21 protein-coding genes, 2 tRNA genes and 1 riboswitch are annotated in these 21873 nt (G+C 69.7%); of the genes, 19 read left to right on the top strand and 4 right to left on the bottom strand.

What is annotated here, in order from left to right; translation table 11 throughout:
- Positions 1-4: 4 nt before the first annotated feature.
- The 5 genes from ACYVKA_RS10645 to ACYVKA_RS10665 all read left to right on the top strand — a co-directional run bounded on the left by ACYVKA_RS10645 (position 5) and on the right by ACYVKA_RS10665 (position 5940).
- Positions 5-2938, top strand: a complete 2934-nt coding sequence (locus ACYVKA_RS10645; protein WP_460705291.1) for a DEAD/DEAH box helicase — start codon at positions 5-7, stop codon at positions 2936-2938.
- A 114-nt stretch (positions 2939-3052) separates the two neighbouring features.
- Positions 3053-4120, top strand: a complete 1068-nt coding sequence (locus ACYVKA_RS10650) for a DUF808 domain-containing protein (protein WP_460705293.1) — start codon at positions 3053-3055, stop codon at positions 4118-4120.
- A 52-nt stretch (positions 4121-4172) separates the two neighbouring features.
- The gene (gene hisF, locus ACYVKA_RS10655; protein WP_460705295.1) at positions 4173-4934 is read left to right on the top strand and encodes an imidazole glycerol phosphate synthase subunit HisF; all 762 of its coding nucleotides are present in this window, start codon (positions 4173-4175) and stop codon (positions 4932-4934) included.
- A 47-nt stretch (positions 4935-4981) separates the two neighbouring features.
- Positions 4982-5377 carry an HIT family protein gene (locus tag ACYVKA_RS10660; protein WP_460705297.1) on the top strand — a complete coding sequence of 132 codons (396 nt, stop codon included), beginning with the start codon at positions 4982-4984 and terminating at the stop codon, positions 5375-5377.
- A 158-nt stretch (positions 5378-5535) separates the two neighbouring features.
- Positions 5536-5940 carry a hypothetical protein gene (locus ACYVKA_RS10665; protein ID WP_460705299.1) on the top strand — a complete coding sequence of 135 codons (405 nt, stop codon included), beginning with the start codon at positions 5536-5538 and terminating at the stop codon, positions 5938-5940.
- Positions 5941-6048: 108 nt separating this feature from the next.
- On the opposite strand, the gene ACYVKA_RS10670 is transcribed toward ACYVKA_RS10665, so the two are convergent.
- Positions 6049-6195, bottom strand: coding sequence for a hypothetical protein (locus ACYVKA_RS10670; RefSeq protein ID WP_460705301.1), 147 nt, complete (start codon positions 6193-6195; stop codon positions 6049-6051).
- Positions 6196-6287: 92 nt separating this feature from the next.
- Between ACYVKA_RS10670 and ACYVKA_RS10675 the strand changes: the two genes are divergently transcribed.
- From ACYVKA_RS10675 to ACYVKA_RS10690, 4 genes are all read left to right on the top strand, one after another.
- Positions 6288-8036, top strand: a complete 1749-nt coding sequence (locus ACYVKA_RS10675) for an acetolactate synthase large subunit (protein ID WP_460705303.1) — start codon at positions 6288-6290, stop codon at positions 8034-8036.
- The gene (gene ilvN, locus ACYVKA_RS10680; protein WP_394277485.1) at positions 8033-8545 is read left to right on the top strand and encodes an acetolactate synthase small subunit; all 513 of its coding nucleotides are present in this window, start codon (positions 8033-8035) and stop codon (positions 8543-8545) included. Before ACYVKA_RS10675 ends, ilvN begins: the two co-directional genes overlap by 4 nt.
- Positions 8546-8602: 57 nt before the next feature.
- Positions 8603-9631, top strand: coding sequence for a ketol-acid reductoisomerase (ilvC, locus tag ACYVKA_RS10685; protein ID WP_460705305.1), 1029 nt, complete (start codon positions 8603-8605; stop codon positions 9629-9631).
- Positions 9632-9804: 173 nt separating this feature from the next.
- Positions 9805-10698 carry a patatin-like phospholipase family protein gene (locus ACYVKA_RS10690; RefSeq protein WP_460705307.1) on the top strand — a complete coding sequence of 298 codons (894 nt, stop codon included), beginning with the start codon at positions 9805-9807 and terminating at the stop codon, positions 10696-10698.
- A 9-nt stretch (positions 10699-10707) separates the two neighbouring features.
- Here ACYVKA_RS10690 and ACYVKA_RS10695 read toward each other — a convergent pair whose 3' ends face one another.
- Complete coding sequence (locus tag ACYVKA_RS10695; protein ID WP_460705308.1) at positions 10708-11271, bottom strand: O-methyltransferase; 564 nt, start codon at positions 11269-11271, stop codon at positions 10708-10710.
- 111 nt (positions 11272-11382) lie between these two features.
- Here ACYVKA_RS10695 and ACYVKA_RS10700 point away from each other — a divergent pair, with 111 nt between their 5' ends.
- From ACYVKA_RS10700 to ribH, 5 genes are all read left to right on the top strand, one after another.
- Entirely contained in the window at positions 11383-12177 is a 795-nt protein-coding gene (locus ACYVKA_RS10700) for a DUF3152 domain-containing protein (protein WP_460705310.1), read from the top strand.
- An 89-nt stretch (positions 12178-12266) separates the two neighbouring features.
- A riboswitch (FMN riboswitch) is annotated at positions 12267-12397 on the top strand.
- A 127-nt stretch (positions 12398-12524) separates the two neighbouring features.
- A complete protein-coding gene (gene ribD, locus ACYVKA_RS10705; RefSeq protein WP_460705470.1) occupies positions 12525-13553 on the top strand; it encodes a bifunctional diaminohydroxyphosphoribosylaminopyrimidine deaminase/5-amino-6-(5-phosphoribosylamino)uracil reductase RibD in 1029 nt (342 codons plus the stop codon).
- Positions 13554-14165, top strand: a complete 612-nt coding sequence (locus ACYVKA_RS10710; RefSeq protein ID WP_460705312.1) for a riboflavin synthase — start codon at positions 13554-13556, stop codon at positions 14163-14165.
- Positions 14162-15394 (top strand): 3,4-dihydroxy-2-butanone-4-phosphate synthase, encoded by a 1233-nt coding sequence (gene ribB, locus ACYVKA_RS10715; protein WP_394277491.1) that lies wholly within the window; start codon positions 14162-14164, stop codon positions 15392-15394. Before ACYVKA_RS10710 ends, ribB begins: the two co-directional genes overlap by 4 nt.
- The gene (gene ribH / locus ACYVKA_RS10720) at positions 15391-15858 is read left to right on the top strand and encodes a 6,7-dimethyl-8-ribityllumazine synthase (protein WP_460705314.1); all 468 of its coding nucleotides are present in this window, start codon (positions 15391-15393) and stop codon (positions 15856-15858) included. The genes ribB and ribH overlap by 4 nt, the downstream gene beginning before the upstream one ends.
- 153 nt (positions 15859-16011) lie before the next feature.
- Here the strand turns inward: ribH and ACYVKA_RS10725 are convergent, their stop codons facing one another.
- On the bottom strand, positions 16012-17073 hold the full coding sequence (locus ACYVKA_RS10725; RefSeq protein WP_460705316.1) for a 3-isopropylmalate dehydrogenase: 1062 nt from the start codon (positions 17071-17073) through the stop codon (positions 16012-16014).
- A gap of 75 nt (positions 17074-17148) precedes the next feature.
- Between ACYVKA_RS10725 and ACYVKA_RS10730 the strand changes: the two genes are divergently transcribed.
- Positions 17149-18231 carry a branched-chain amino acid aminotransferase gene (locus ACYVKA_RS10730; RefSeq protein WP_460705318.1) on the top strand — a complete coding sequence of 361 codons (1083 nt, stop codon included), beginning with the start codon at positions 17149-17151 and terminating at the stop codon, positions 18229-18231.
- 69 nt (positions 18232-18300) lie between these two features.
- On the opposite strand, the gene ACYVKA_RS10735 is transcribed toward ACYVKA_RS10730, so the two are convergent.
- Positions 18301-19596 carry a thymidine phosphorylase gene (locus tag ACYVKA_RS10735; protein WP_460705320.1) on the bottom strand — a complete coding sequence of 432 codons (1296 nt, stop codon included), beginning with the start codon at positions 19594-19596 and terminating at the stop codon, positions 18301-18303.
- A gap of 39 nt (positions 19597-19635) precedes the next feature.
- Between ACYVKA_RS10735 and ACYVKA_RS10740 the strand changes: the two genes are divergently transcribed.
- From ACYVKA_RS10740 to ACYVKA_RS10755, 4 genes are all read left to right on the top strand, one after another.
- A complete protein-coding gene (locus ACYVKA_RS10740; protein WP_460705322.1) occupies positions 19636-20460 on the top strand; it encodes a fumarylacetoacetate hydrolase family protein in 825 nt (274 codons plus the stop codon).
- The gene (locus ACYVKA_RS10745) at positions 20457-21482 is read left to right on the top strand and encodes a lysostaphin resistance A-like protein (RefSeq protein WP_460705324.1); all 1026 of its coding nucleotides are present in this window, start codon (positions 20457-20459) and stop codon (positions 21480-21482) included. The genes ACYVKA_RS10740 and ACYVKA_RS10745 overlap by 4 nt, the downstream gene beginning before the upstream one ends.
- A 44-nt stretch (positions 21483-21526) precedes the next feature.
- Positions 21527-21598 (top strand) — tRNA-Gln (locus ACYVKA_RS10750).
- Positions 21599-21672: 74 nt separating this feature from the next.
- Positions 21673-21748 (top strand) — tRNA-Glu (locus tag ACYVKA_RS10755).
- The last annotated feature ends 125 nt before the right edge of the window (positions 21749-21873 follow it).

Raw genomic sequence — 21873 nt, forward strand, 5'->3', positions numbered from 1 at the left:
GGTGATGAACACCTCACCAGACCACCGTCCCGACAATTCCGACGGCCGCGAGCCGGGCGATGCGTTGCCCGAGAGGCTCGTCGTGCCCGCCGACGCCTCCGAGCTGCTCGACGGGCCGCTGGCTCCCTTCGTCGTCGAGCCCGGCAGCCTGTTGGAGCAGTTCGCCTCCGGCTATGACTTCGCCCTGGACGACTACCAGCTGAAGGCCTGTGCCGAGGTGGAGGCCGGGGCCGGCGTCCTGGTGGCCGCCCCCACCGGCGCGGGCAAGACCGTGGTGGGGGAGTTCGCCGTCTTCTGCGCCCTGGCGACCGGGCGCAAGTGCTTCTACACCACCCCGATCAAGGCGCTGAGCAACCAGAAGTTCCACGACCTGGTCCGCCGCCACGGCGCCGACCGGGTGGGCCTGCTCACCGGTGACTCGTCGATCAACTCCGAGGCGCAGGTGGTGGTGATGACCACCGAGGTGCTGCGCAACATGATCTATGCCAACTCCCCGACGCTGGCCAACCTCGGCTACGTCGTGATGGACGAGGTGCACTACCTGGCCGACCGCTTCCGCGGCGCCGTCTGGGAGGAGGTCATCATCGGCCTCGCGCCCAGCGTGCAGCTGGTGAGCCTCTCGGCGACGGTCAGCAACACCGAGGAGTTCGGCGACTGGCTGGACGAGGTGCGCGGCGACGTCAAGGTGGTGATCTCCGAGCGCCGCCCGGTGCCGCTCTACCAGCACGTGATGGCCGGCAAGAAGGTGCACGACCTCTTCGAGGGCATCGCGCCCACCGCGGCGGAGCTGCCCGCCGAGCGTGCCGCCAGGGTCAACCCCGAACTGCTCAAACTGGCGCGCAGCGAGGCAAAGCAGGTGCGCGACGACTCCCGCCGCCCCCGGGGACGCTCCGGCAAGGGCAAGAAGAATGCCGGTTATGGCTCGGGCCAGTACGGCGGCGCCGCCAAGGCCCACCTGGACCGCCGGCACGACCGCGACGAGCGGCCCGCACCGCGCCTGACCCCCAGCCGCGCGGTGATGACCACCCAGCTGCAGCGCGCCCGGCTGCTGCCCGCGATCTGCTTCGTCTTCAGCCGCCAGGGCTGCGACGGGGCCGTGCGCCAGCTGCTGGCCAGCGGCATCAACCTCACCACCAACCACGAGGCGCGCCAGCTGATGGCCATCGCCGAGCGCCACCTGCAGGGGATGGCGCCGGCGGACCTGCGGGCCCTGGACCACGACGTCTTCGTGGAGGCGCTCAGCCGCGGCATCGCCAGCCACCATGCCGGGCTGCTGCCCGCCTTCAAGGCCATCGTCGAGGAGGGCTTCGCCGCCGGTCTGGTCAAGATCGTCTTCGCCACCGAGACCCTGGCCCTGGGCATCAACATGCCGGCGCGCACCGTCGTGATCGAGAAGCTGGTCAAGTACAACGGCGAGAACCACGTCGACATCACGCCGGGGGAGTACACCCAGCTCACCGGGCGTGCAGGCCGCCGCGGCATCGATGTCGAGGGCCACGCCGTGGTGCTGTGGCAGCCGGGCATGGACCCGCGCGCCGTCGCAGGCTTGGCCTCGCGACGCACCTACCCGCTGAAGAGTTCCTTCGCCCCCACCTACAACATGACCGTGAACCTGGTCGGCCGGGTGGGCCGCGAACGGGCACGCGGAATGCTGGAGCAGAGCTTCGCCCAGTTCCAGACCGACCGCTCCGTCGTCGGCCTGGCCCGAACCGCTGCCCGCAACCAGGGCCAGATCGACGACTACCTGGCGGCAGCGCACTGCGAGCGGGGCGACTTCGTCGAGTACGCCCAGCTGCGCGAGCAGGTCGGCCAGCTGGAGAACGAGCAGGCACGGCTGCGCAAGGCCGACCGTCGGGCCGAGGCGCTGCAGTCGCTGCTGGTGCTGGAGGCCGGCGAGATCATCCACGTCCCCGGCGGGCGCCACCAGGGCTGGGCCGTGGTGGTGGACCCGGGCCGTCGTGGCAACCGGGGCTCCGAGCCGCACCCCATGGTGCTCACCGAGGGCCGCGAGATGGTGCGCCTGACCCTCAACGACTTCCCCGTCCCCACCCAGGTGGTGGGCCGGATGCGGATCCCGCGCAAGTTCGACCCGCGTCAGGCCTCCGACCGGCGCAACCTGTTCGCCGGCTTCCGCGACAAGCTCGGGGTGCTCGACCCCCAGCCCACCCAGCTGCACGGGCCCCGCGCCGATGCCGAGATGACGGCGCGGATCAGCGAGCTGCGGCGCGAGCTCAAGCGCCACCCCTGCCACGAGTGCCCCGACCGGGAGAGCCATGCCCGCTTCGCCGAGCGCGCGATGCGCCTGGAGCGCGAGCGCGTCCAGGCACGCGAGCGGGCCGAGCGACGCTCCAACACCATCGCCCAGCGTTTCGACAAGCTGTGCCAGGTGCTGGAGTCGATGGGCTACCTGGGCAGCGAGGACGATGAGGTGACCGATGCCGGCCGGATGCTGGCCAGGCTCTACTCCGAGCTCGACCTGGTCACTGCCGAGTGCCTGCGCGACGGGGTCTTCGACGGCCTGGATGCGCCCCAGATGGCCGCGGTGCTCAGCTCGCTGGTCTTCGAGACCCGACGGGTCGTGCCGGGGCGGATGGCGCGGATGCCCGATGCCGCCAGCGAGCACGCCCAGCACCAGGTGCGCCAGACCTGGCGACGCGTCAGCCTGGTGGAGCGAGACTTCCGCCTGGAGCGAAGCAGCGAGCCCGACATCGGTTTTGCCGAGGCGGCCCATGCCTGGGCCGACGGCGCCACCTTGGCGCACTGCCTGTCGCTCAGCGACCTACCAGCCGGTGACTTCGTGCGATGGATCCGTCAGGTGATCGACATGTGCGGCCAGGTGGCCGCCGCGGCCGGGCCCGGCGACGTGCGTCGCGTCTGCAGGGAGGCGGTCGGGGCCATGCGCCGCGGGGTGGTCGAGTTCGACCCGGACGAGGACTGAGCGGCTCGTCAGGCACCGCGGCACGCCGCGGCGCCACTAGGATTGCCGCGGACCTGAACCCCCTGCACGCAGACCCCTGTGCTGCGACCACGAAGACCCGAATGGAGAACGCCCATGGCCGGTGGCCTTGCAGCACTGCTCGACGACGTGGCGGCGATCGCCAAGCTGGCGGCGGCGTCCGTCGACGACGTCGGCGCCGCAGCCGGGAGGGCCAGTGTGAAGGCCGCCGGCGTGGTGGTCGACGACACCGCCGTCACCCCGCAGTACGTCGAGGGCGTGACGCCGGACCGCGAGCTGCCGATCATCGAGAAGATCGCGATCGGCTCCATTCGCAACAAGCTGGTCTTCATCCTGCCCGTCGCCATCCTGCTCAGCATCTACGCACCGTGGCTGCTGACCCCAATCCTGATGCTGGGCGGCACCTATCTGGCCTATGAGGGTGCCCACAAGATCTGGGGCATGCTCACCGGACACGGCCACGACGAGCCCCACTCCGACCCCGAGACCCCGGTTGTGCTCGGCGGCAAGGAGCAGGAGGACAAGATGGTCAAGGGCGCCATCACCACCGACTTCATCCTGTCCGCCGAGATCATGGTGATCTCGCTCAACGAGGTCGCCGACCAGCCGTTGATGACCCGCATCCTCAGCCTGGTCGCCGTCGCCCTGCTGATCACCGCCGTCGTCTATGGCGTGGTGGCACTGATCGTCAAGCTGGACGACATCGGCCTCAGGATGACCCAGAAGGGCGTCAAGGCGGGTGAGCTGGTCGTGAAGTCGATGCCGGTCATCCTGTCGATCCTGTCCACCGTCGGCCTGGCTGCCATGCTCTGGGTGGGTGGCCACATCCTGATGGTGGGTGCCGACGAGTTGGGCCTGCACTGGCCCTACCAGTTCGTGCACCACCTGGAGCACCAGGTCTCCCACGCCGTCCCGCATGCGCTCTCCGCGACCCTGGGCTGGCTCACCAACACCCTCGGCTCGGCCATCATCGGCTTCCTGGTGGGCTCGGTCGTGGTCGGCATCCTGGCGCTGCTGCCCTTCGGCCACGGCAAGGGCCACGACGGCCACGACAGCCATGACGGCCATCCGGAGCCGCAGGCCGAGGGCGAGTGGCCCGGCGAGGGCACCCAGGACATCGTCGAGGGCGAGCCGGTCAAGGCCGAGGACCGTCCCCGGGACTGACCGTCCCCGAGACTGACCGGTCACGGCCGGCCGGCCGGTCTAGCCTTGGGCCATGAGCCTTGCCCTGCGCGTGATCCCCTGCCTCGACGTCCACGACGGACGCGTGGTCAAGGGCGTCAACTTCACCAACCTGCGTGATGCGGGCGATCCCGTCGAACTGGCCCGCGCCTACGGCGAGGCCGGGGCCGACGAGCTCGTCTTCCTCGACATCTCCGCCTCCAGCCAAGGTCGGGAGACCACCCGCGACATGGTCACCCGCTGCGCCGAGACCGTCTTCATCCCGCTGTGCGTGGGCGGGGGAGTGCGCAGCGTCGACGACGTGGACCGATTGCTGCGCTGTGGCGCGGACAAGGTGGGCATCAACACCGGCGCGATCAACCGTCCTGAGGCGATCGACGAGATCACCCGCCGCTTCGGCAACCAGGTGCTGGTGCTCTCGCTGGACGCCCGGCGCGACCCGTCCCAGCCGTCCGGCTTCGGCGTGACCACCCACGGCGGGCAACAGTCCGCCGGGCTGGATGCCATCGCCTGGGTGCGCGAGGCCGTCGAGCGCGGTGTCGGCGAGGTGCTGCTGAACTCGATGGACGCCGACGGCACCACCGACGGCTTCGACCTGGAGATGATCCGTGCGGTGCGCGAGGTGGTGGAGGTGCCGGTGATCGCCTCGGGCGGGGCGGGCACCGTCGAGCACTTCGTCGAGGCGGCCCGGGCCGGGGCCGACGCCCTGCTCGCGGCCAGCGTCTTCCACTATGGCACCCTGTCGGTGGCCGAGGTGAAGGCGGGCCTGCGCGAGGCCGGCTTCCCGGTCCGTTGACCCGCAGTCGCGGCGGTGGGCCTTCTGGCACCCCTACGATGGGAGCCATGGATTGCCTGTTCTGCAGCATCATCGCCGGTGACATCCCTTCGCGGAAGGTCTACGAGGACGAGGTCGCCTACGCCTTCCTCGACATCGAGCCCTGGCACCCCGGGCACACCCTGGTGGTGCCCAAGCGCCACGTCGACGACCTGACCGGGGACCCCACGGTGCTGACCGAGATCGCCCCGGCGATCAGCGCCGTCTCGCGCCTGCTGGTGGACCGCCTGGACGCCGACGGGCTGAACATGATCTCCAGCGCCGGTCCCGTGGCCGGGCAGGAGGTCTTCCACCTGCACGTCCACCTGGTGCCCCGCACCGACGACCATCCCGGCCTGCAGGAGCTCTTCCGCAAGCAGGTCATCGATGATCCGGACGAGGTCCTCGCTTGCATCGTGGGCTGATCAGTCCGTCTTTCGGGCAGTGCGAGGGCTCACCTGTCGATTGGCTGAACCGGCGATGACATTGGCCGGAATGAGGGGACGGCGGCCAGACCACGGTAGTTGAGTTCTGGATTGTGCGATGGGGGCACCAGCTCCGTCCGGGATCCAAGGACACCACCATGAATGCCACCCCTGCCAAGCTCGTCGGACTGCTCAGCATGCTCGCCGGCCTGGCCATGATCATCGCCGGAGCCCTCACCTGGGCCACCGTCACCAGCCAGCTCAAGGACGAGAACATCACCGTCCCCGCCGACGCGAGTTCCTTCGCCGGCAAGCAGGTGGCCGGTCCGTTCACCGCCTGCAGCCAGGCCGAGACCATCAAGAAGCACTCCCTGCACGGCTCCTTCCTGCGCGCCTCGCTGTTCACCTCCGTGGTGAGCTACGGCATCAGCGCCCTGGTGATGGGTCTCGGGCTGCTGTCGATGCTCGTCGGGTGGGCGCTGCGTCACCTGGCCAAGCTGGCCGCGGCCCGCATCGGTGATGTCGACGTGGTTCGTCGTGGCGCCACCGTGGTCCGCGCCTGAACCACACCGGTCCCGAACGAGCATCCACACCGAGGCGGTACCCCGGGGGGTGCCGCCTCCGATGCATTCGCCCATCCTGGTGTCCGAAATATGGGATTTCCGTCTCAATCATTGACCGGAGGGTTGCAGGTTGCCCAGAATGGAGCCATGAAGCCGTTCATCCTCGTACTCACCGGGCGCTGAGACCACCGCGGTCTCGGCGCCACCCTCGTCTGCCCCGGCAGCGAGGGTTTTTTCGTGCACGGACAGGAACACGGGCCGTCAGGCTTCCGCCTGGCGGGACGCGCCACCGGCACGGCTCCCGGCACGGGATGATTAGGCAAGCACATCGACAGGAAGGCAGGGCCATGGCACCCGAGCACGGCACACCCCCGACCATGACAGGGGCGCAGGCCCTCGTCGCCTCCCTGGAGCGACTCGGCGTCGAGGTCGTCTTCGGCATTCCCGGCGGCGCCATCCTGCCGGCCTATGACCCGCTCTACGACTCCAGCGTGCGCCACATCCTGGTGCGCCACGAGCAGGGCGCCGGCCACGCCGCCGAGGGCTATGCCAGTGCCACCGGACGGGTCGGGGTGTGCATCGCCACCTCCGGCCCCGGCGCCACCAACCTGGTGACCCCCATCGCCGACGCCTACATGGACTCGGTGCCGATCGTGGCCATCACCGGCCAGGTGAACTCCACCTCCATCGGCACCGACGCCTTCCAGGAGGCCGACATCCGCGGCGTCACCATGCCGATCACCAAGCACAACTTCCTGGTCACCAAGGTCGAGGACATCCCGCGCGCGGTCAAGGAGGCCTTCCACATCGCCGAGACCGGCCGTCCCGGCCCCGTGCTCGTCGACATCGCCAAGGACGCCCTGACCAGTGAGGCACCCTTCGTCTGGCCGTCGGGCATCGAGCTGCCCGGCTACCGCCCCACCACCCGGCCCCACTCCCGCCAGGTGCGGGAGGCTGCCCGGATGATCGCGGACGCCAAGCGTCCCGTGCTCTACATCGGCGGCGGCGTGGTCAGGGCCCGCGCCTGGAAGCAGCTGGCCGAACTGGTGGAGGCCACCCGGATCCCCGTGGTCACCACCCTGATGGCCCGCGGCGCCTTCCCCGACGAGCACGAGCTGCACATGGGCATGCCCGGCATGCACGGCAGCGTCTCGGCGGTCGGCGCGATCCAGCAGTCCGACCTGCTGATCGCCGTCGGAACCCGCTTCGACGACCGCGTGACCGGCAAACTGGACACCTTCGCCCCGCACGCCAAGGTGATCCACGCCGACATCGACCCGGCCGAGGTGAGCAAGAACCGCCTCGCGGACCTGCCCGTCGTCGGCGATGCCCGCGCCTTCCTCAAGGAACTCACCGAGGCCATGCAGGACGTCCAGATGGGCGACCTGTCACCGTGGCATGCCACGCTGGCCTCGCTGAAGCGCCGCTACCCGCTGGGCTGGGAGGAGGAGACCGACGGCCGCCTCAGCCCCCAGTACGTGATCCAGCGCATCGGCGAGCTCAGCGGCCCCGACGCCATCTTCGCCACCGGCGTGGGCCAGCACCAGATGTGGTCGGCACACTTCCTGCCCCACCAGGAACCGCGCAAGTTCCTCACCTCCGGCGGCGCCGGCACCATGGGCTACTGCGTCCCCGCGGCCATGGGTGCCAAGGTGGGCGAGCCAGATGCCGTGGTCTGGGGCATCGACGGCGACGGCTGCTTCCAGATGACCAACCAGGAACTGGTCACCTGTGCGCTCAATGACATCCCGATCAAGATCGCGGTGATCAACAACAACGTGCTGGGCATGGTGCGCCAGTGGCAGACGCTGTTCTACGACCGGCGCTACTCCAACACCGACCTGAGCAGCGAGCGCATCCCCGACTTCCCCAAGCTGGCCGAGGCGATGGGCTGTGTCGGGCTGCGCGCCGAGACGCCCGAGGAGGTCGACGAGGTGATCAAGAAGGCGCTGGAGATCAACGACGGCCCCGTCGTGGTCGAGTTCGTGGTGCACAAGGACGCCATGGTCTGGCCCATGGTGGCTGCGGGCACGAGCAATGACGACATCAAGATCGCGCGAGACATGGCGCCCGACTGGGAAGAGGAAGTCCTGTGAGCACCCACACCCTCAGCGTGCTGGTCGAGGACGCCCCCGGCGTGCTGGCCCGCGCCGCCGCACTGTTCAGCCGCCGCGGCTTCAACATCGAGTCCCTGGCCGTCGGTCCCACCGAGAAGGAGCACCTGTCGCGCATGACGCTGGTGGCCCGGGTGGACGACGTCCTGGTGCTCGAGCAGCTGGTCAAGCAGCTCAACAAGCTGGTCGAGGTGATCAAGGTCGTCGAGCTGCCCGCCGGATCGGTGGAGCGCGAACTCCTGCTGGTCAAGGTGCGCTCCGAACCGGCCAACCGCAGCCAGATCATCGACACCGTCGCGCTCTTCCGTGGCAAGGCCGTCGACGTCGGCCCCGAGTCGATCACCATCGAGGCCACCGGCGGCAAGGAGAAGCTCGGCGCGCTGCTGGAGATGCTGCGCCCCTACGGCATCATCGAACTGGTGCAGTCCGGTCAGGTGGCCCTGGGCCGCGGCAGCCGGTCCATCTCCGACAAGTCCCGTCCCTCCGCCTGACCCCGGTCCGCGGACCGTCACAGACCTGAACCCAACCAAGCACAAGGAGACCCCACCATGGCAAAGATGTTCTACGACGACGACGCCGACCTGTCGATCATCCAGGGGCGCAGCGTCGCCGTCATCGGTTACGGCTCGCAGGGCCACGCCCACGCGCTCAACCTGCGTGACTCGGGCGTCGACGTGCGCGTCGGCCTGCGCGAGGGCAGCTCCTCGCGCGAGAAGGCCGAGAGCGAGGGGCTGCGCGTGCTGGGCGTCGCCGAGGCCGTCGAGGAGGCCGACCTGATCATGGTCCTGGCCCCCGACCAGGCCCAGCGCAAGCTCTACACCGAGGAAATCGAGCCCAACCTGGAGGAGGGCGACGCGCTCTTCTTCGCCCACGGCTTCAACATCCGCTACGGCTACATCACCCCGCCGGCCGGCGTCGACGTGTGCATGGTCGCCCCCAAGGGCCCCGGACACCTGGTGCGTCGTGAGTACGCCGACGGCCGTGGCGTGCCGGTGGTCGTCGCCGTCGAGAAGGACGAGTCGGGCCAGGCCTGGCCGCTGGCGCTGTCCTATGCCAAGGCGATCGGTGGCCTGCGGGCCGGTGGCATCGAGACCACCTTCACCGAGGAGACCGAGACCGACCTGTTCGGTGAGCAGGCCGTGCTCTGTGGCGGCATGAGCCACCTGGTGCAGGCGGGCTTCGAGACCCTGGTCGAGGCCGGCTACCAGCCCGAGGTCGCCTACTTCGAGTGCCTGCACGAGCTGAAGCTGATCGTCGACCTGATGATCGAGGGCGGTATCGCCAAGCAGCGCTGGAGCATCTCCGACACCGCCGAGTACGGCGACTACGTCTCCGGCCCGCGCGTGGTCGACGGCCAGGTGAAGGAGAACATGAAGGCGGTGCTGGCCGACATCCAGAACGGCGCCTTCGCCAAGCGCTTCATCGAGGACCAGGACGCCGGCGCGCCCGAGTTCAAGAAGATGCGCGAGGCCGAGCAGGCCCACCAGATCGAGGCCACCGGCAAGGAGCTGCGCAAGATGTTCAGCTGGATCAAGCCGACCGACACCGACTACACCGAGGGCAAGGCCGACCGCTGACCCACGGCTCTCCGGGCCCCCTTCCTGCGAGCGGGAAGGGGGCCCGTTTGCGTCCTGGCTGGCGGAAACAGACGTATCGGGGCGCTTGAACCTGCAAAGCCGACTGAGGTGCAGCAATCCGCCTGTTTCGGGCGGGCCGATAGGACAGCGTTCCGGATGGCTAGGGTGGCGGGGTGGTACTAGACCTGAGCAGCAACATCACCGACACCGCGTTGATCTTCGAGGGTGGCGGTATGCGCGCCGCCTACACCTGTGCCGTGGTTCAGGAACTGCTCGCCCAGGAGATGTACTTCGACTTCGTCGCCGGCATCTCGGCGGGCTCGTCGAACAGCCTGAACTACGTGGCCCGTGACGCCGAACGCGCCCGGGCCAGCTTCGTCGACCTGGTGCTGGAGCCGGAGTTCGGCAGCTGGCGCACCTGGGTGCGGGGCAAGGGGGTTTTCAACTCCGAGTTCATCTACGAACAGACCGGCGAGGCCGGCCAGCCCCTCCCCTTGGACTGGGAGGCCTTCAAGGCCAACCCGATCACCATGAACGTGGGTGGGTTCAATGCCCGCACCGGCGAGTGTGTCTACTGGAACAAGGACGACGACATGCCGGACCTGCGGGCCATGGCCAAGCGCATCCGGGCCTCGTCCACCATGCCCGGACTGATGCCGATCATCCAGATCGACGGCGAACCCTGGTGTGACGGTGCACTGGGCCCCAATGGGGGCATCGCCCTGGACGCTGCCAAGGCTGCGGGCTACGAGAAGTTCTTCGTCGTCCTCACCCGCCCGGCCGGCTACCGCAAGGCTCCGTCGCGCCTGCCGCACGCCTATGACGTGCTCTTTCGCCGCTACCCCCAGATCGCGCGGGGCCTTCTGGAGCGTGCCGAGAACTACAACCGGGTGCTCGACGAACTGGCCGAGCTGGAGGCCAGGGGCAGGGCCTACGTCTTCCGCCCCACCCACATGCAGATCGTCAACCAGGAGCGGCGCATCGACCGGCTGCGGGAGGCGCACCGGCTGGGCATGGCCCAGGCTCGTCGGGAGGTGCCGCGCTGGGAGGACTTCCTGGGGCGCTGACCGCGCGCTTCAGGTCCGGGTGGCGATCACGACCGTCAGGTCGGGGGCCAGCTGGCTCTCGGTGGAGGTGAAGCGCTCGTCGGTGAGCCACCCCTCCAGGAGCGGGTCGACGTGCACGCCGGGGACGTTGTCGCGGAAGGGGTCCTCCTCGAGATCGTCGATCAACACCAGCCCGCCGGTCTCGACCAGTTCGTGGGCCAGGTCACGGCTCAGTACCTGCGCCGTGGCGCGGTTCATGTAGAGCAGGGAGAAGGGAGCCCGACAGCGCAACTGCTCACAGTCGCCGTCGAGCACCTCGATGTCGCTGCCGAACAGGATCTCACGGGCCTGGGCGGCACGCCGGGGGTCTGACTCCACACAGACCACGCGCGTGGCCTCGCTGGCTCCGCTGCGCAACCAGGCCACCCCGGTGCTGCTGCCGGTGGAGACGCCTGCGACGGTGCCGGTGCGACTGGCCGCCAGGGTGGCCAGTAGACGACCGGTCTCGTTTCGGGTGGTGTGCAACCATCCTGTGCGCAGGCACTGGCTCAGCGCCTTGCTGACCAGGGGCGGGATCTCGGTTGCGGTGCTCACGGCGCCAGTCTCGCAGAGTCCATCAAGTCAAAGGGGTGGCTCGCCAAGTGAGATGGCCGGGTCCTCGGCGCTGCAACTCCGTGCGCGTCCCCTGAGACCTAGGCTGGTCCCGTGAGTGAGCCAATCCTCGCCCCGACGCGGTTGACCCTGCGTGGACGGCGCCTCAAGGCCGCGTCCTTGGCCCTGCTGCTCCTGCTGGTCGGCATGGCCAGTCTGCGCAGTTGTCGTGCCGACCCGGATGACCGGACGTCTCCGGCGGTCCCCTCGCCCAGCAGCACGCCTGCGTCGGCCAGCTCACGTCCGACCAGCAGCCCGTCGGCCTCGTCCGATGCCGCCGACGACGCCCCGGCCGGCACCGACGGCATCCGTCGCAGCGGCATCACCGGCAAGGGGACGTGGCGCAACTCGACGCTCACCGTCGAACCGCCCCGCAAGACCGTCGCAGTTCATGACTACGTGGTGCGGGCCGAGGATGGCAGCGGCATCGGCGTCGACCAGGCCGCCCGCCAGGTGAGTGCCATCCTGAACGATCCCCGTGGCTGGCTGGGGCACCAGGGGAACTCCTTCCGCCTGGTCACCGATCCGGCTCGTGCGAAGTTCACGATCTACCTGGCCACCCCGGGCACCGCGCAGAAGATGTGCCCCCTGGACATCCGGATGACCTGGAGCTGCCGGGCCGGCACCAAGGTGATCCTGAACACCGACCGCTGGCTCTACATGACGCCCACCTTCGACGACGTGGACGAGTACCGCGCCTACCAGCTGAACCATGAGGTGGGGCACTCCATCGGCAAGGGGCACCTGGGATGCCCCAAGGCCGGGGCCAATGCGCCGGTGATGATGCAGCAGAGCAAGGGGCTGGACGGGTGCCGGCCCAATGCCTGGCCCTCGCTCGACCCCAAGTGAGTTTCGCCTGTGCTGGGTTGCCACGCAGGATGCCCGGTCGCCGCACGGACCCCGGCTCGTCCTGCCCGGGTGCCGTGGCACAATGGCCCCAACGTGTTCCGGGGTCGGTGCAAGTCCGAACCGGCGGTGACAGTCCGCGACCCGATCGCAGCCAGCGATCGGCTGAGCTGGTGCAATTCCAGGACCGACGGTGAAAGTCCGGATGGGAGGAAACACGTGGAGCAGCCAGGCGTCGTCGTCGGGCTGCCCAGGACGTGCGCGGCCAGTGGCCGGGCACGCCGGCGGCGCATCCGCTGATGCCCGCCCGCCCCGGTGCACCGACAGTGTCGACCGACCGGGAGCAGATGATGCAGACCACAGCCGAGGCCACCGCTATGCAGCGTGCCCTCGAGCTCGCCCAGCACGGCCTCGAGGCCGATCCGAACCCCCGCGTCGGCTGCGTCATCCTCGATGCGCACGGCGACGTGGTCGGCGAGGGCTGGCACAAGGGAGCCGGCACCGCCCACGCCGAGGTGGTGGCGCTGGCAGCCGCAGGCGAGGCCGCCCGTGGGGGGACGGCAGTGGTCACGCTGGAACCGTGCAACCACACTGGCCGCACCGGCCCCTGCGTCCAAGCACTGCTCGCGGCCGATATCGCGGAGGTCGTCTACGCCCAGGCCGACCCGACGCCCGAGGCGAGTGGCGGGGCCGCCACCCTGGCTGCGGCAGGGGTGCCGGTCCGCGGCGGGCTGCTCGCCGACGAGGCCCGGGCGGTCAATGCCACATGGACCTTCTCCCGTGGCGCCGGCCGTCCTTTCGTCACCTGGAAGTTCGCCGCCACCCTCGACGGTCGCAGCGCCGCCGCCGACGGCACCAGTCAGTGGATCACCGGCGAGCCGATGCGCCGGGCGATGAATGCCCGCCGGGCCCGGTGCGGGGCGATCGTCGTCGGCACCGGCACCGTGCTGGCCGACGACCCGCGCCTGACCGTCCGGGACGCCGCCGACCAGCCAGCCGAGCGCCAGCCGCTGCGTGTCGTGGTCGGTGACCGCCCGGTGCCCGCCTCCGCACGGGTTCGCGGCAACGACGGCCGCTTCCTGCAACTGCCCGGCAGCGACCCCCGCGCGACGCTGGAAAGCCTTGCCGCGCAGGGGATCCACCACCTCTGGCTGGAAGGCGGACCCACCCTGGCCGCCGCCTGGTGGCGTGCCGGCCTCGTCGACGAGGTGGTCTGCTGCCTGGCCCCGGCCCTGCTGGGCGCGGGACCGGCCGCCGTCGCCGACCTCGGCATCAGCACCATCGCCGACATCGACCGGCTGCGTCTGGTCGAGGTCGAGCACCACGGCGACGACCTCGCCCTCATCCTCAACCCGCTCAACACCACCAAGGAGAAGTGAATGTTCACCGGAATCGTCGAGGAGCTCGGCAGGGTCGAGTCCATCGAGCACGGCGCCGAATCGGCCGTGTTGCGCATCCGCGGCCCGCTGGTGGTCAGCGACGCCACCCACGGCGCCTCGATCAGCTGCAATGGCGTCTGCCTGACCGTCGTCGAGCACGACGAGGCCACCTTCAGTGTCGACGTGATGGCCGAGAGCCTGCGCCGCTCCAGCCTGGGTGAACTCGTGGAGGGATCCCCGGTGAACCTGGAGCGCGCCATGGCCGCCAATGGCCGCTTCGGTGGCCACGTCGTGCAGGGACATGTCGACGGCACCGCCCGGCTGCTGCAGCGGACCCCCGGCGAGCGCTGGGAGGTGGTGCGCTTCGAGCTGCCCGCCGCCCTGGCGCGCTATGTGGTGGAGAAGGGGTCCATCACCGTCGACGGGGTCTCGCTGACCGTGAGCGCAGTCGGCGAGGGCTTCTTCGAGGTCTCGCTGATTCCCACCACGCTGGAGATGACCACGCTGGGCAGCCGGCAGGTGGGCGACCTGGTGAACCTCGAGGTGGACGTGCTGGCCAAGTATGTCGAGAAGATGTTGGTGGCCGGCGTCGTGGCGGGAGAGCAGGCATGAACACCATCGAGGAGGCGCTGCAGGCGATGCGCGAGGGCCGGCCCGTGTTGGTGCTCGACGACGTCGACCGGGAGAACGAGGGCGACGTGATCGTCGCCGGCCAGACGCTCACCGACGCGTGGACCGCCTGGACGATCCGGCACAGCTCCGGCTACCTGTGCGCCCCGATGCCGGAGCAGTGGGCCGACCGGTTGGAGCTGCCGATGATGGTGCAGCAGAACCAGGACAGCCTGCGCACCGCCTACACCATCACCGTCGATGCCGCCGAGGGCACCACCACCGGCATCAGCGCCCACGACCGCGCCACCACGGTGCGGCTGCTGGCCGATCCAGACGCCACGCCCGCCGACTTCAACCGCCCCGGCCACGTGGTGCCGCTGCGGGCCCGCGACGGGGGAGTGCTGACCCGCCGCGGCCACACCGAGGCGACCGTCGACCTGTGCCGGCTGGCCGGGCTCTGCCCGGTCGGCGTGATTGGTGAGCTGGTGCATGACGACGGCACCATGATGCGCACCGACGCGGTGCTGGAGCTCGGCGCCCGCGAGGGCCTGCCCGTGGTCACCATCGCCGACCTGGCGGCCTGGCGCCAGCTGCACGACCGCGTGGAGGAGGTGGCCCGCACCGGGGTGCCCACCGAGGCCGGACGCTTCGAGACGATCGGCTTCCGCGACCTGGTCACCGGTGCCGAGCACCTCGCCATGGTCAGCCCCCATGGGCTGGGCGAGGCCAACCTGGTCCGGGTGCACTCGGAGTGCCTGACCGGCGACGCGCTGGGCTCGCTGCGCTGCGACTGCGGGCCACAGCTGCGCCGTGCGCAGCAGTTGCTGGCCGACGAACCCGGCGTGCTGGTCTACCTGCGCGGGCACGAGGGCCGCGGGGTGGGCCTGCTGAACAAGCTGCGCGCCTACCACCTGCAGGACGGCGGCGCCGACACCGTGGACGCCCAGACCGAGCTCGGGCTGCCCGTCGATGACCGGGAGTACGGGGCGGCGGCGGCCATCCTCAGCACCTTGGGCGTGCGCGGCATCACCTTGCTGAGCAACAATCCCGAGAAGCTCGACGCCCTGCGCCAGGCTGGCCTCGACGTGCTGGGGCTGCGCAGCGGAGCCACCGGCGTCAGCGCCGACAACCTCACCTACCTGAGGACCAAACGCGACCGGATGGGCCATGCGCTCCCGGCCGACCTGACCACCACCGACATCACCACCACGAACGGAGAACCCGCATGAGCGGCGCAGGAGCACCCACCATCACCGTCCAGGCCCCCGGGCTGAAGGTCGCGATCGTCGCGGCCAGCTGGCACACCACCGTGATGGACGGCCTGGTCGACGGAGCCCAGCGAGGCCTGGCCGAGGCCGGCGTCACCGATGTCACCCTGGTGCGGGTCCCCGGCACCTTCGAACTGGCCGGTGCCTGCTCGGCGCTGGCCGACCGCTTCGACGCACTGGTGGCGCTGGGCGTCGTGATCCGCGGCGGCACCCCGCACTTCGACTTCGTCTGCCAGGGGGCCACCGTAGGCCTCACCGAGGTGGCGGTGCGCACCGGCAAGCCGGTCGGCTTCGGCGTGCTCACCTGCGACGACGAGCAGCAGGCGCTGGATCGTGCCGGCCTGCCTGGCTCGTCGGAGGACAAGGGCCACGAGGCCGCCACTGCCGCCGTCGCGACGGTGATGGCACTGCGCCAGGTTGGCTGACGGGGTACGCCTGAGTGGCGTGGGGCAACCTCGCCAGCGCCCGCGCACAGTGAAGGGCCCCCGGGCGCACCCTGGAACGTGTGCTCGGGGGCCCTGTCGTGTACTCGGGGGCCCTGTCGTGTACTCGGGGGCCCTGTCGTGTGCTCGGGAGCGTCAGCCCCGGACGGCCGCGGCGATTGCGTCGCCGACCTCGCTGGTGGAGCGCTTCGCATCCCCCCGGCTGGCGATGTCTGTGGTGACGGCCGCCTCGATCCGGCGCGCGTCCTCAGGGCGGCCCAGGTGGTCGAGCAGCAGCACCATCGAGCTGATCGCCGCGGTCGGATCGGCGATGCCCTGCCCGGCGATGTCCGGGGCCGATCCGTGCACCGGCTCGAACATGCTGGGGAACTCACCGGTGGGGTTGATGTTGGCGCTGGCGGCCAGACCGATGCCACCGGTGACCGCCCCGGCCTGGTCGGTGATGATGTCGCCGAAGAGGTTGTCGGTGACGATCACGTCGAAGCGCTGCGGATCGGTGCACAGCATGATGGTGGTGGCGTCGATGTGCAGGTAGTCGTGCTCGACCTCGGGGAAGTCCTGGGCCACCTGTTCGACGATGCGCCGCCACAGCCCACCGGCATTGACCAGCACATTGTGCTTGTGCACCAGGGTGAGCTTCTTGCGACGGCCCATGGCCAGCTCGAAGGCGTGGCGCACCACACGCTCCACCCCGTAGGCGGTGTTGACGCTCACCTCGGTGGCGACCTCGTGCACGGTTCCCTCCCGCACCACGCCGCCATTGCCGCAGTACAGGCCCTCGGTGCCCTCGCGCACGACGACGAAGTCGATCGGGCCGCGCTCGGTCACCTGGCTGGACAGCGGAGTGGTGGTGCCGGGGAAGTACTTGCTGGGCCGCAGGTTCACGGCATGGTCGAAGGCGAAGCGCAGCTTCAGCAGCAGGCCTCGCTCCAGCAGCCCCGAGGGCACCTCGCTCGATCCGGGGGCGGCGCCGATGGCGCCCAGGATGATGGCGTCGCTGGCCTTGAGGGTCTCGACGGCGGGCTCCGGCAGCACCTCCTGGGTGCGCAACCAGTGCTCGGCGCCGAGCGAGACCTCGGTGAAGGCGAAGGCGTCCTCGCCGACGGCGGCGGTGAGCACCTTGACCGCCTCGGCGGTGACCTCGGGTCCGATGCCGTCTCCACCGACGACGGCGATGGTGGGTTTCTGGGTCTGCATGGGCACAGCCTAGGCCCCATCGTCCATGGAGTGAGACTGCTGTCTCATGATGAGGAACGGCGATAGGCTGTCACCATGGCTCTCGACTTCGCGCATGCAGGTACCGACACCCCCGCCGACCAGGTCCGGATCGACGAGGTCTTCGCCAACCCCGGCTTCGGTGACCATTTCACCGACCACATGGCCGTTGCCACCTGGACCAAGGGCGAGGGCTGGCACGACGCCGCAATCACCGCCTACACGCCGCAGGCCATCAGCCCCGCGAGCGCCGTCCTGCACTATGCCCAGGAGATCTTCGAAGGCCTCAAGGCCTACCGTCGCGAGGACGGTTCGGTCTGGCTCTTCCGCCCCGAGGCCAATGGCCGACGGATGCAGGACTCCGCCGAGCGACTCGCTCTGCCCCCACTGCCCGTCGAGGACTTCGTCGCCAGCGTCGAGGCCCTGGTCAAGGCCGACGAGCGCTGGGTGCCCAGTGGCCACGAGCAGACGCTGTACCTGCGCCCTTTCACGATCGCCAACGAGAACTTCCTGGGGGTGCGGGCCGCCCACACCGCCTCCTATTGCGTCATCGCCTCGCCGGTGGGCGGCTACTTCTCGGGCGGCGTGGAGAGTGTTGACATCTGGGTCAGCCTGGACTCGGCGCGCGCCGGCAGCGGCGGCACCGGCGCAGCCAAGTGCGGTGGCAACTACGCCGCCAGCCTCAAGGCCACCAACGAGGCCATCGCCAATGGTTGCAGCCAGGTGCTCTTCCTCGATGCTGCCGACCGGCAGCACATCGACGAACTGGGCGGCATGAACTTCTTCGTCATCACCACCGACGGGCAACTGGTCACCCCCGAGCTGAACGGCAACATCCTGCCGGGTGTCACCCGCGACTCGATCCTCACCCTGGCACCCGAGCTGGGGTTCACCCCGGTGGAGCGTCGCATCACGCTCGACGAGGTGCTTGCCGGAGTCGCCGACGGCACCATCAGCGAGGCCTTCGCCTGCGGCACCGCGGCCGTCGTCACCCCGATCGCCAGCCTCAAGGTCGGCGAGCAGGTGTACCGCCTGCCCCAGGTCGAACAGCCGCAGTCCCTGCGGATCCGCCAACACCTGCTCGACATCCAGTACGGCCGCGTCGCCGACACCCACGGCTGGACCCGTCGGGTCTGCTGACCCCTGATGATGCCGCAGGCACCGGCCCCCCGGCCGGTGCCTGCGGCATCATCCTGCTGGCCGGATCGGTCAGCTGATCCGGTCGATCACCAAGGGCTGGCGCTCGAGGGTCTCGTTGCCGATCTCGATGCCGCCGGCCAGTGCCTCCCGGGCCCTCGCAAAGGCCTCGGGGGTGTCGGTGTGCAGCGTCAGCAGCGGCTGGCCCTTGGTGACGCGGTCGCCGGGCTTGGCGTGCATCACCACGCCGGCACCGGCCTGCACCGGGTCCTCCTTGCGGGCGCGCCCGGCACCCAGTCGCCAGGCGGCCACCCCGACGGCCATCGCGTCCAGCTGGGTCAGCACGCCGTCTCGCTCGGCCACCACGTCCTCGGTCTGGGCGGCCCACGGCAGCTCCGCCTCCGGGTCGCCGCCCTGGGCGCGCACCATCTGCTTCCAGGCGTCCATCGCCGAGCCGTCCGCCAGGGCCTTCTCGGGGTCGGCGTCGCTGCCGGCGGCCTGCAGCATCTCCCGGGCGAGGGCCAGGGTCAGCTCGACGACGTCGGCCGGGCCGCCCCCGGCCAGCACCTCGACCGACTCGCGCACCTCGAGGGCATTGCCAGCGGTCAGGCCAAGCGGAGTCGACATGTCGGTGAGCAGGGCGACGGTGGTCACATCGGCCGCCTTGCCGAGCGCCACCATGCGGCGTGCCAGCTCACGAGCATCGTCGAGGGTCTTCATGAAGGCGCCGGAGCCCACCTTTACGTCGAGCACCAGCGCGCCGGTGCCCTCGGCGATCTTCTTGCTCATGATGGAGCTGGCGATCAGCGGGATGGCCTCGACGGTGCCGGTGACGTCACGCAGGGCGTAGAGCTTCTTGTCGGCGCGCGCCAGGCCGTCACCGGCGGCGCAGATGACCGCCCCGACCTCCTCCAGCTGGCGCATCATCTGGTCATTGCTGAGAGTCGCCTGCCATCCGGGGATGGCCTCCATCTTGTCGAGGGTGCCGCCGGTGTGGCCGAGGCCGCGGCCCGAGAGCTGGGGGACGGCCACGCCGCAGGCGGCAACCAGCGGCGCCAGCGGCAGGGTGATCTTGTCGCCCACCCCGCCGGTGGAGTGCTTGTCGCTGGTCGCGCGGCTCAGGGCCTGGAATTCGAGCCGCACACCGGTGTCGATCATCGCCTGGGTCCAGGTGGCGAGCTCGGCGTCGTCAAGGCCCTGGAAGAGGATGGCCATCGCCATGGCGCTCATCTGCTCGTCGGCGACGATGCCCTCGGTGTAGGCCTCGATGAGCCAGCGCACCTGCTCGTCGGGCAGCCGGTGCCCGTCGCGCTTGGTGCGGATGAGTTCGACCGCGCTGAAGGCCTGTGCGTTGAAGTCTGCTGCCATGACTGCAGTATCGCAGGCGTAACGGATATCCTCTCAGGCATGCGCATCGCCAGATATGCCCTTGCCGGAGCAGAGCCCCAGTTCGGCCTCGTCGAACTCGCCACCGACGGCGGGGAGCACCCCGAGACCATCGCAGCCATCACCGGAGACCCGCTCGCGGGGCCGGTCAACTACACCGGCGAGCGCCATTCGCTCGACGAGGTGCGCCTGCTGGCACCCGTGATCCCTCGCAGCAAGGTGATCGGGGTGGGTCGCAATTACGCGGCCCATGCCGCCGAGATGGGCAATGAGGTGCCCGAGAACCCGCTGCTGTTCATCAAGCCCAACACCTCGGTGATCGGCCCCGACGACCCGATCGTGCGCCCCAGGGGCGTCACCAACCTGCACCACGAGGGCGAGCTCGCCGTCGTGATCGGTCGCATCTGCAAGCAGGTCCCGGCGGACCGTGTGCAGGAGGTGGTCTTCGGCTACACCGTCGCCAATGACGTCAGTGCCCGCGACTGGCAGGAGTCGGACGGCCAGTGGACGCGTGCCAAGGGTTCGGACACCTTCTGCCCGCTGGGTCCGTGGATCGTGACGCACCTGTCCCTGGAGGAGGCCGGCGCGCTGCAGGTCACCACCGAGGTGGCCAGCCAGCGCACTCCCGAGGACCGTGAGGTGCGCCAGGACGACTCGACGAAGCTGATGGTGCGCTCGGTGGCCGAGCTGGTCAGTGCGATCAGCGAGTTCACCACGCTGCTGCCCGGCGACGTGATCCTCACCGGCACCCCGGCGGGGGTCGGCGCGATGGAGCCGGGCCAGCGGGTCAGCATCACCATCGACCAGATCGGCGAGCTGTCCAATCCCGTCGTGGACGAGGAGTGAGCCAGAAGGGAGTGAGCCGGTCCAGTCGTGGCGCCGAGCCGGTGCGGGCCACCTCCGGCCCGCTCGTGGCCGGTGTGCAGGAGCCGCCCGCGGGAGTCGACTTCGCCCATGCCCTCACCGGCCCCGACCAGAGCCCGCTCAGGCCGGTCTTCGGCGCCCTGATGGCCTTCTCGCTGTACGCCGTGGCGGTGCCGATGGTGGCCCAGCTGGTGGTCTGGATGGGGTGGCTGATGGGTGGACGCCCGGGGCCCTTCGGGGTCTACCTGCGGGAGGCGCTGGCCTTCGAGCACATTCCCGGCCTGGTGGGGGCGCACCTCGGCCTGGCGCTGTTGACGCTCATCTCGCTGGGCCTGGTGCGCCTGGTCCACGGCCGTCGTGTCGAGTGGGGCATGAGTGTCCAGCCGGGGATGCGCTGGCGCTACCTGCTGCTCTGCCTACCGGTGGCCGCCGTGGTGCTCAATGGCGTGCTGCTGGTGGGCTCGGCAGGTTCCGGCTTCCACCTGCAGCCCCAGGCGCACGTCGCGTGGTGGCTGTTGGCGGTGCTTCTGACGGCCCCCTTGCAGGCGGCGGGGGAGGAGTTCTTCTTCCGCGGCTACCTGTTGCAGGCCACCGGTTCCTTGGCGAGCCAGCTGGGCGGAGGCCAGCAGATCGCGAGGATTGCTGCCGTGGTGGGCTCCTCGCTGGTCTTCGCGCTCTTCCACGGTGTGCAGAATCCGGCACTGTTCGTCGACCGCTTCGGCTTCGGCCTGCTGGCGGGGTTGCTGGTGCTGCGCACCGGGGGCCTGGAGGCCGGCATCGCCTGCCACGTGGCCAACAACCTGTTCGCCTTCGGGTGGGCGGCGCTGGGTGGCGGCATTGCCGAGGCCAGGGCGCTGCAGTCGATCGGTTGGGCCCAGGCCGTCAGCGACCTGACCGGTTTTGCGCTCTTCGCCCTGTGTGCTGCGTGGATCGCGGGGCGGATGAACCTGGCCTCCCGTAACCCCCTGGCCGACCGATTTGGCATGCAGCCGCGACTCGGGTAGTGTTCTACCTCGTTGCGCCGCTGAAAACGCCAAGGTTGCAACGAAGGGGTATGGGGTAATTGGCAGCCCGACGGTTTCTGGTTCCGTTAGTCCAGGTTCGAGTCCTGGTACCCCTGCGAAAGTCAGGAATTGCCCTGAAAAGCACATTCCACTAGGCTTTCACTCGCTTCGGAAACGGAGCACTCGCTAGGGCCCCGTTGTGTAGCGGCCTAGCACGCCGCCCTCTCAAGGCGGTAGCGCGGGTTCGAATCCCGTCGGGGCTACCAGCTCGGGAAGGCCCGGATCCACTGGATCCGGGCCTTCCTGCATTTCAGGGATGGGCCGCCCGCGGCGGCAGGTGGCTTGTAGGCAGACGGGTGCCGCCCGGGCCGGCCCCAGTCGCAACGTGCAA

This window comes from Luteococcus sediminum (assembly GCF_054783495.1).

Coding starts and splice junctions, on each gene's coding strand:
- ACYVKA_RS10740 (WP_460705322.1), top strand. CDS start 19,636: ATGCGCATCGCCAGATATGCCCTTGCCGGAGCAGAGCCCCAGTTCGGC.
- ACYVKA_RS10645 (WP_460705291.1), top strand. CDS start 5: ATGAACACCTCACCAGACCACCGTCCCGACAATTCCGACGGCCGCGAG.
- ACYVKA_RS10710 (WP_460705312.1), top strand. CDS start 13,554: ATGTTCACCGGAATCGTCGAGGAGCTCGGCAGGGTCGAGTCCATCGAG.
- ACYVKA_RS10665 (WP_460705299.1), top strand. CDS start 5,536: ATGAATGCCACCCCTGCCAAGCTCGTCGGACTGCTCAGCATGCTCGCC.
- ACYVKA_RS10650 (WP_460705293.1), top strand. CDS start 3,053: ATGGCCGGTGGCCTTGCAGCACTGCTCGACGACGTGGCGGCGATCGCC.
- ribH (WP_460705314.1), top strand. CDS start 15,391: ATGAGCGGCGCAGGAGCACCCACCATCACCGTCCAGGCCCCCGGGCTG.
- ACYVKA_RS10675 (WP_460705303.1), top strand. CDS start 6,288: ATGGCACCCGAGCACGGCACACCCCCGACCATGACAGGGGCGCAGGCC.
- ACYVKA_RS10660 (WP_460705297.1), top strand. CDS start 4,982: ATGGATTGCCTGTTCTGCAGCATCATCGCCGGTGACATCCCTTCGCGG.
- ilvC (WP_460705305.1), top strand. CDS start 8,603: ATGGCAAAGATGTTCTACGACGACGACGCCGACCTGTCGATCATCCAG.
- ACYVKA_RS10735 (WP_460705320.1), bottom strand. CDS start 19,596: ATGGCAGCAGACTTCAACGCACAGGCCTTCAGCGCGGTCGAACTCATC.
- hisF (WP_460705295.1), top strand. CDS start 4,173: ATGAGCCTTGCCCTGCGCGTGATCCCCTGCCTCGACGTCCACGACGGA.
- ACYVKA_RS10730 (WP_460705318.1), top strand. CDS start 17,149: ATGGCTCTCGACTTCGCGCATGCAGGTACCGACACCCCCGCCGACCAG.
- ACYVKA_RS10725 (WP_460705316.1), bottom strand. CDS start 17,073: ATGCAGACCCAGAAACCCACCATCGCCGTCGTCGGTGGAGACGGCATC.
- ribB (WP_394277491.1), top strand. CDS start 14,162: ATGAACACCATCGAGGAGGCGCTGCAGGCGATGCGCGAGGGCCGGCCC.
- ribD (WP_460705470.1), top strand. CDS start 12,525: ATGCAGACCACAGCCGAGGCCACCGCTATGCAGCGTGCCCTCGAGCTC.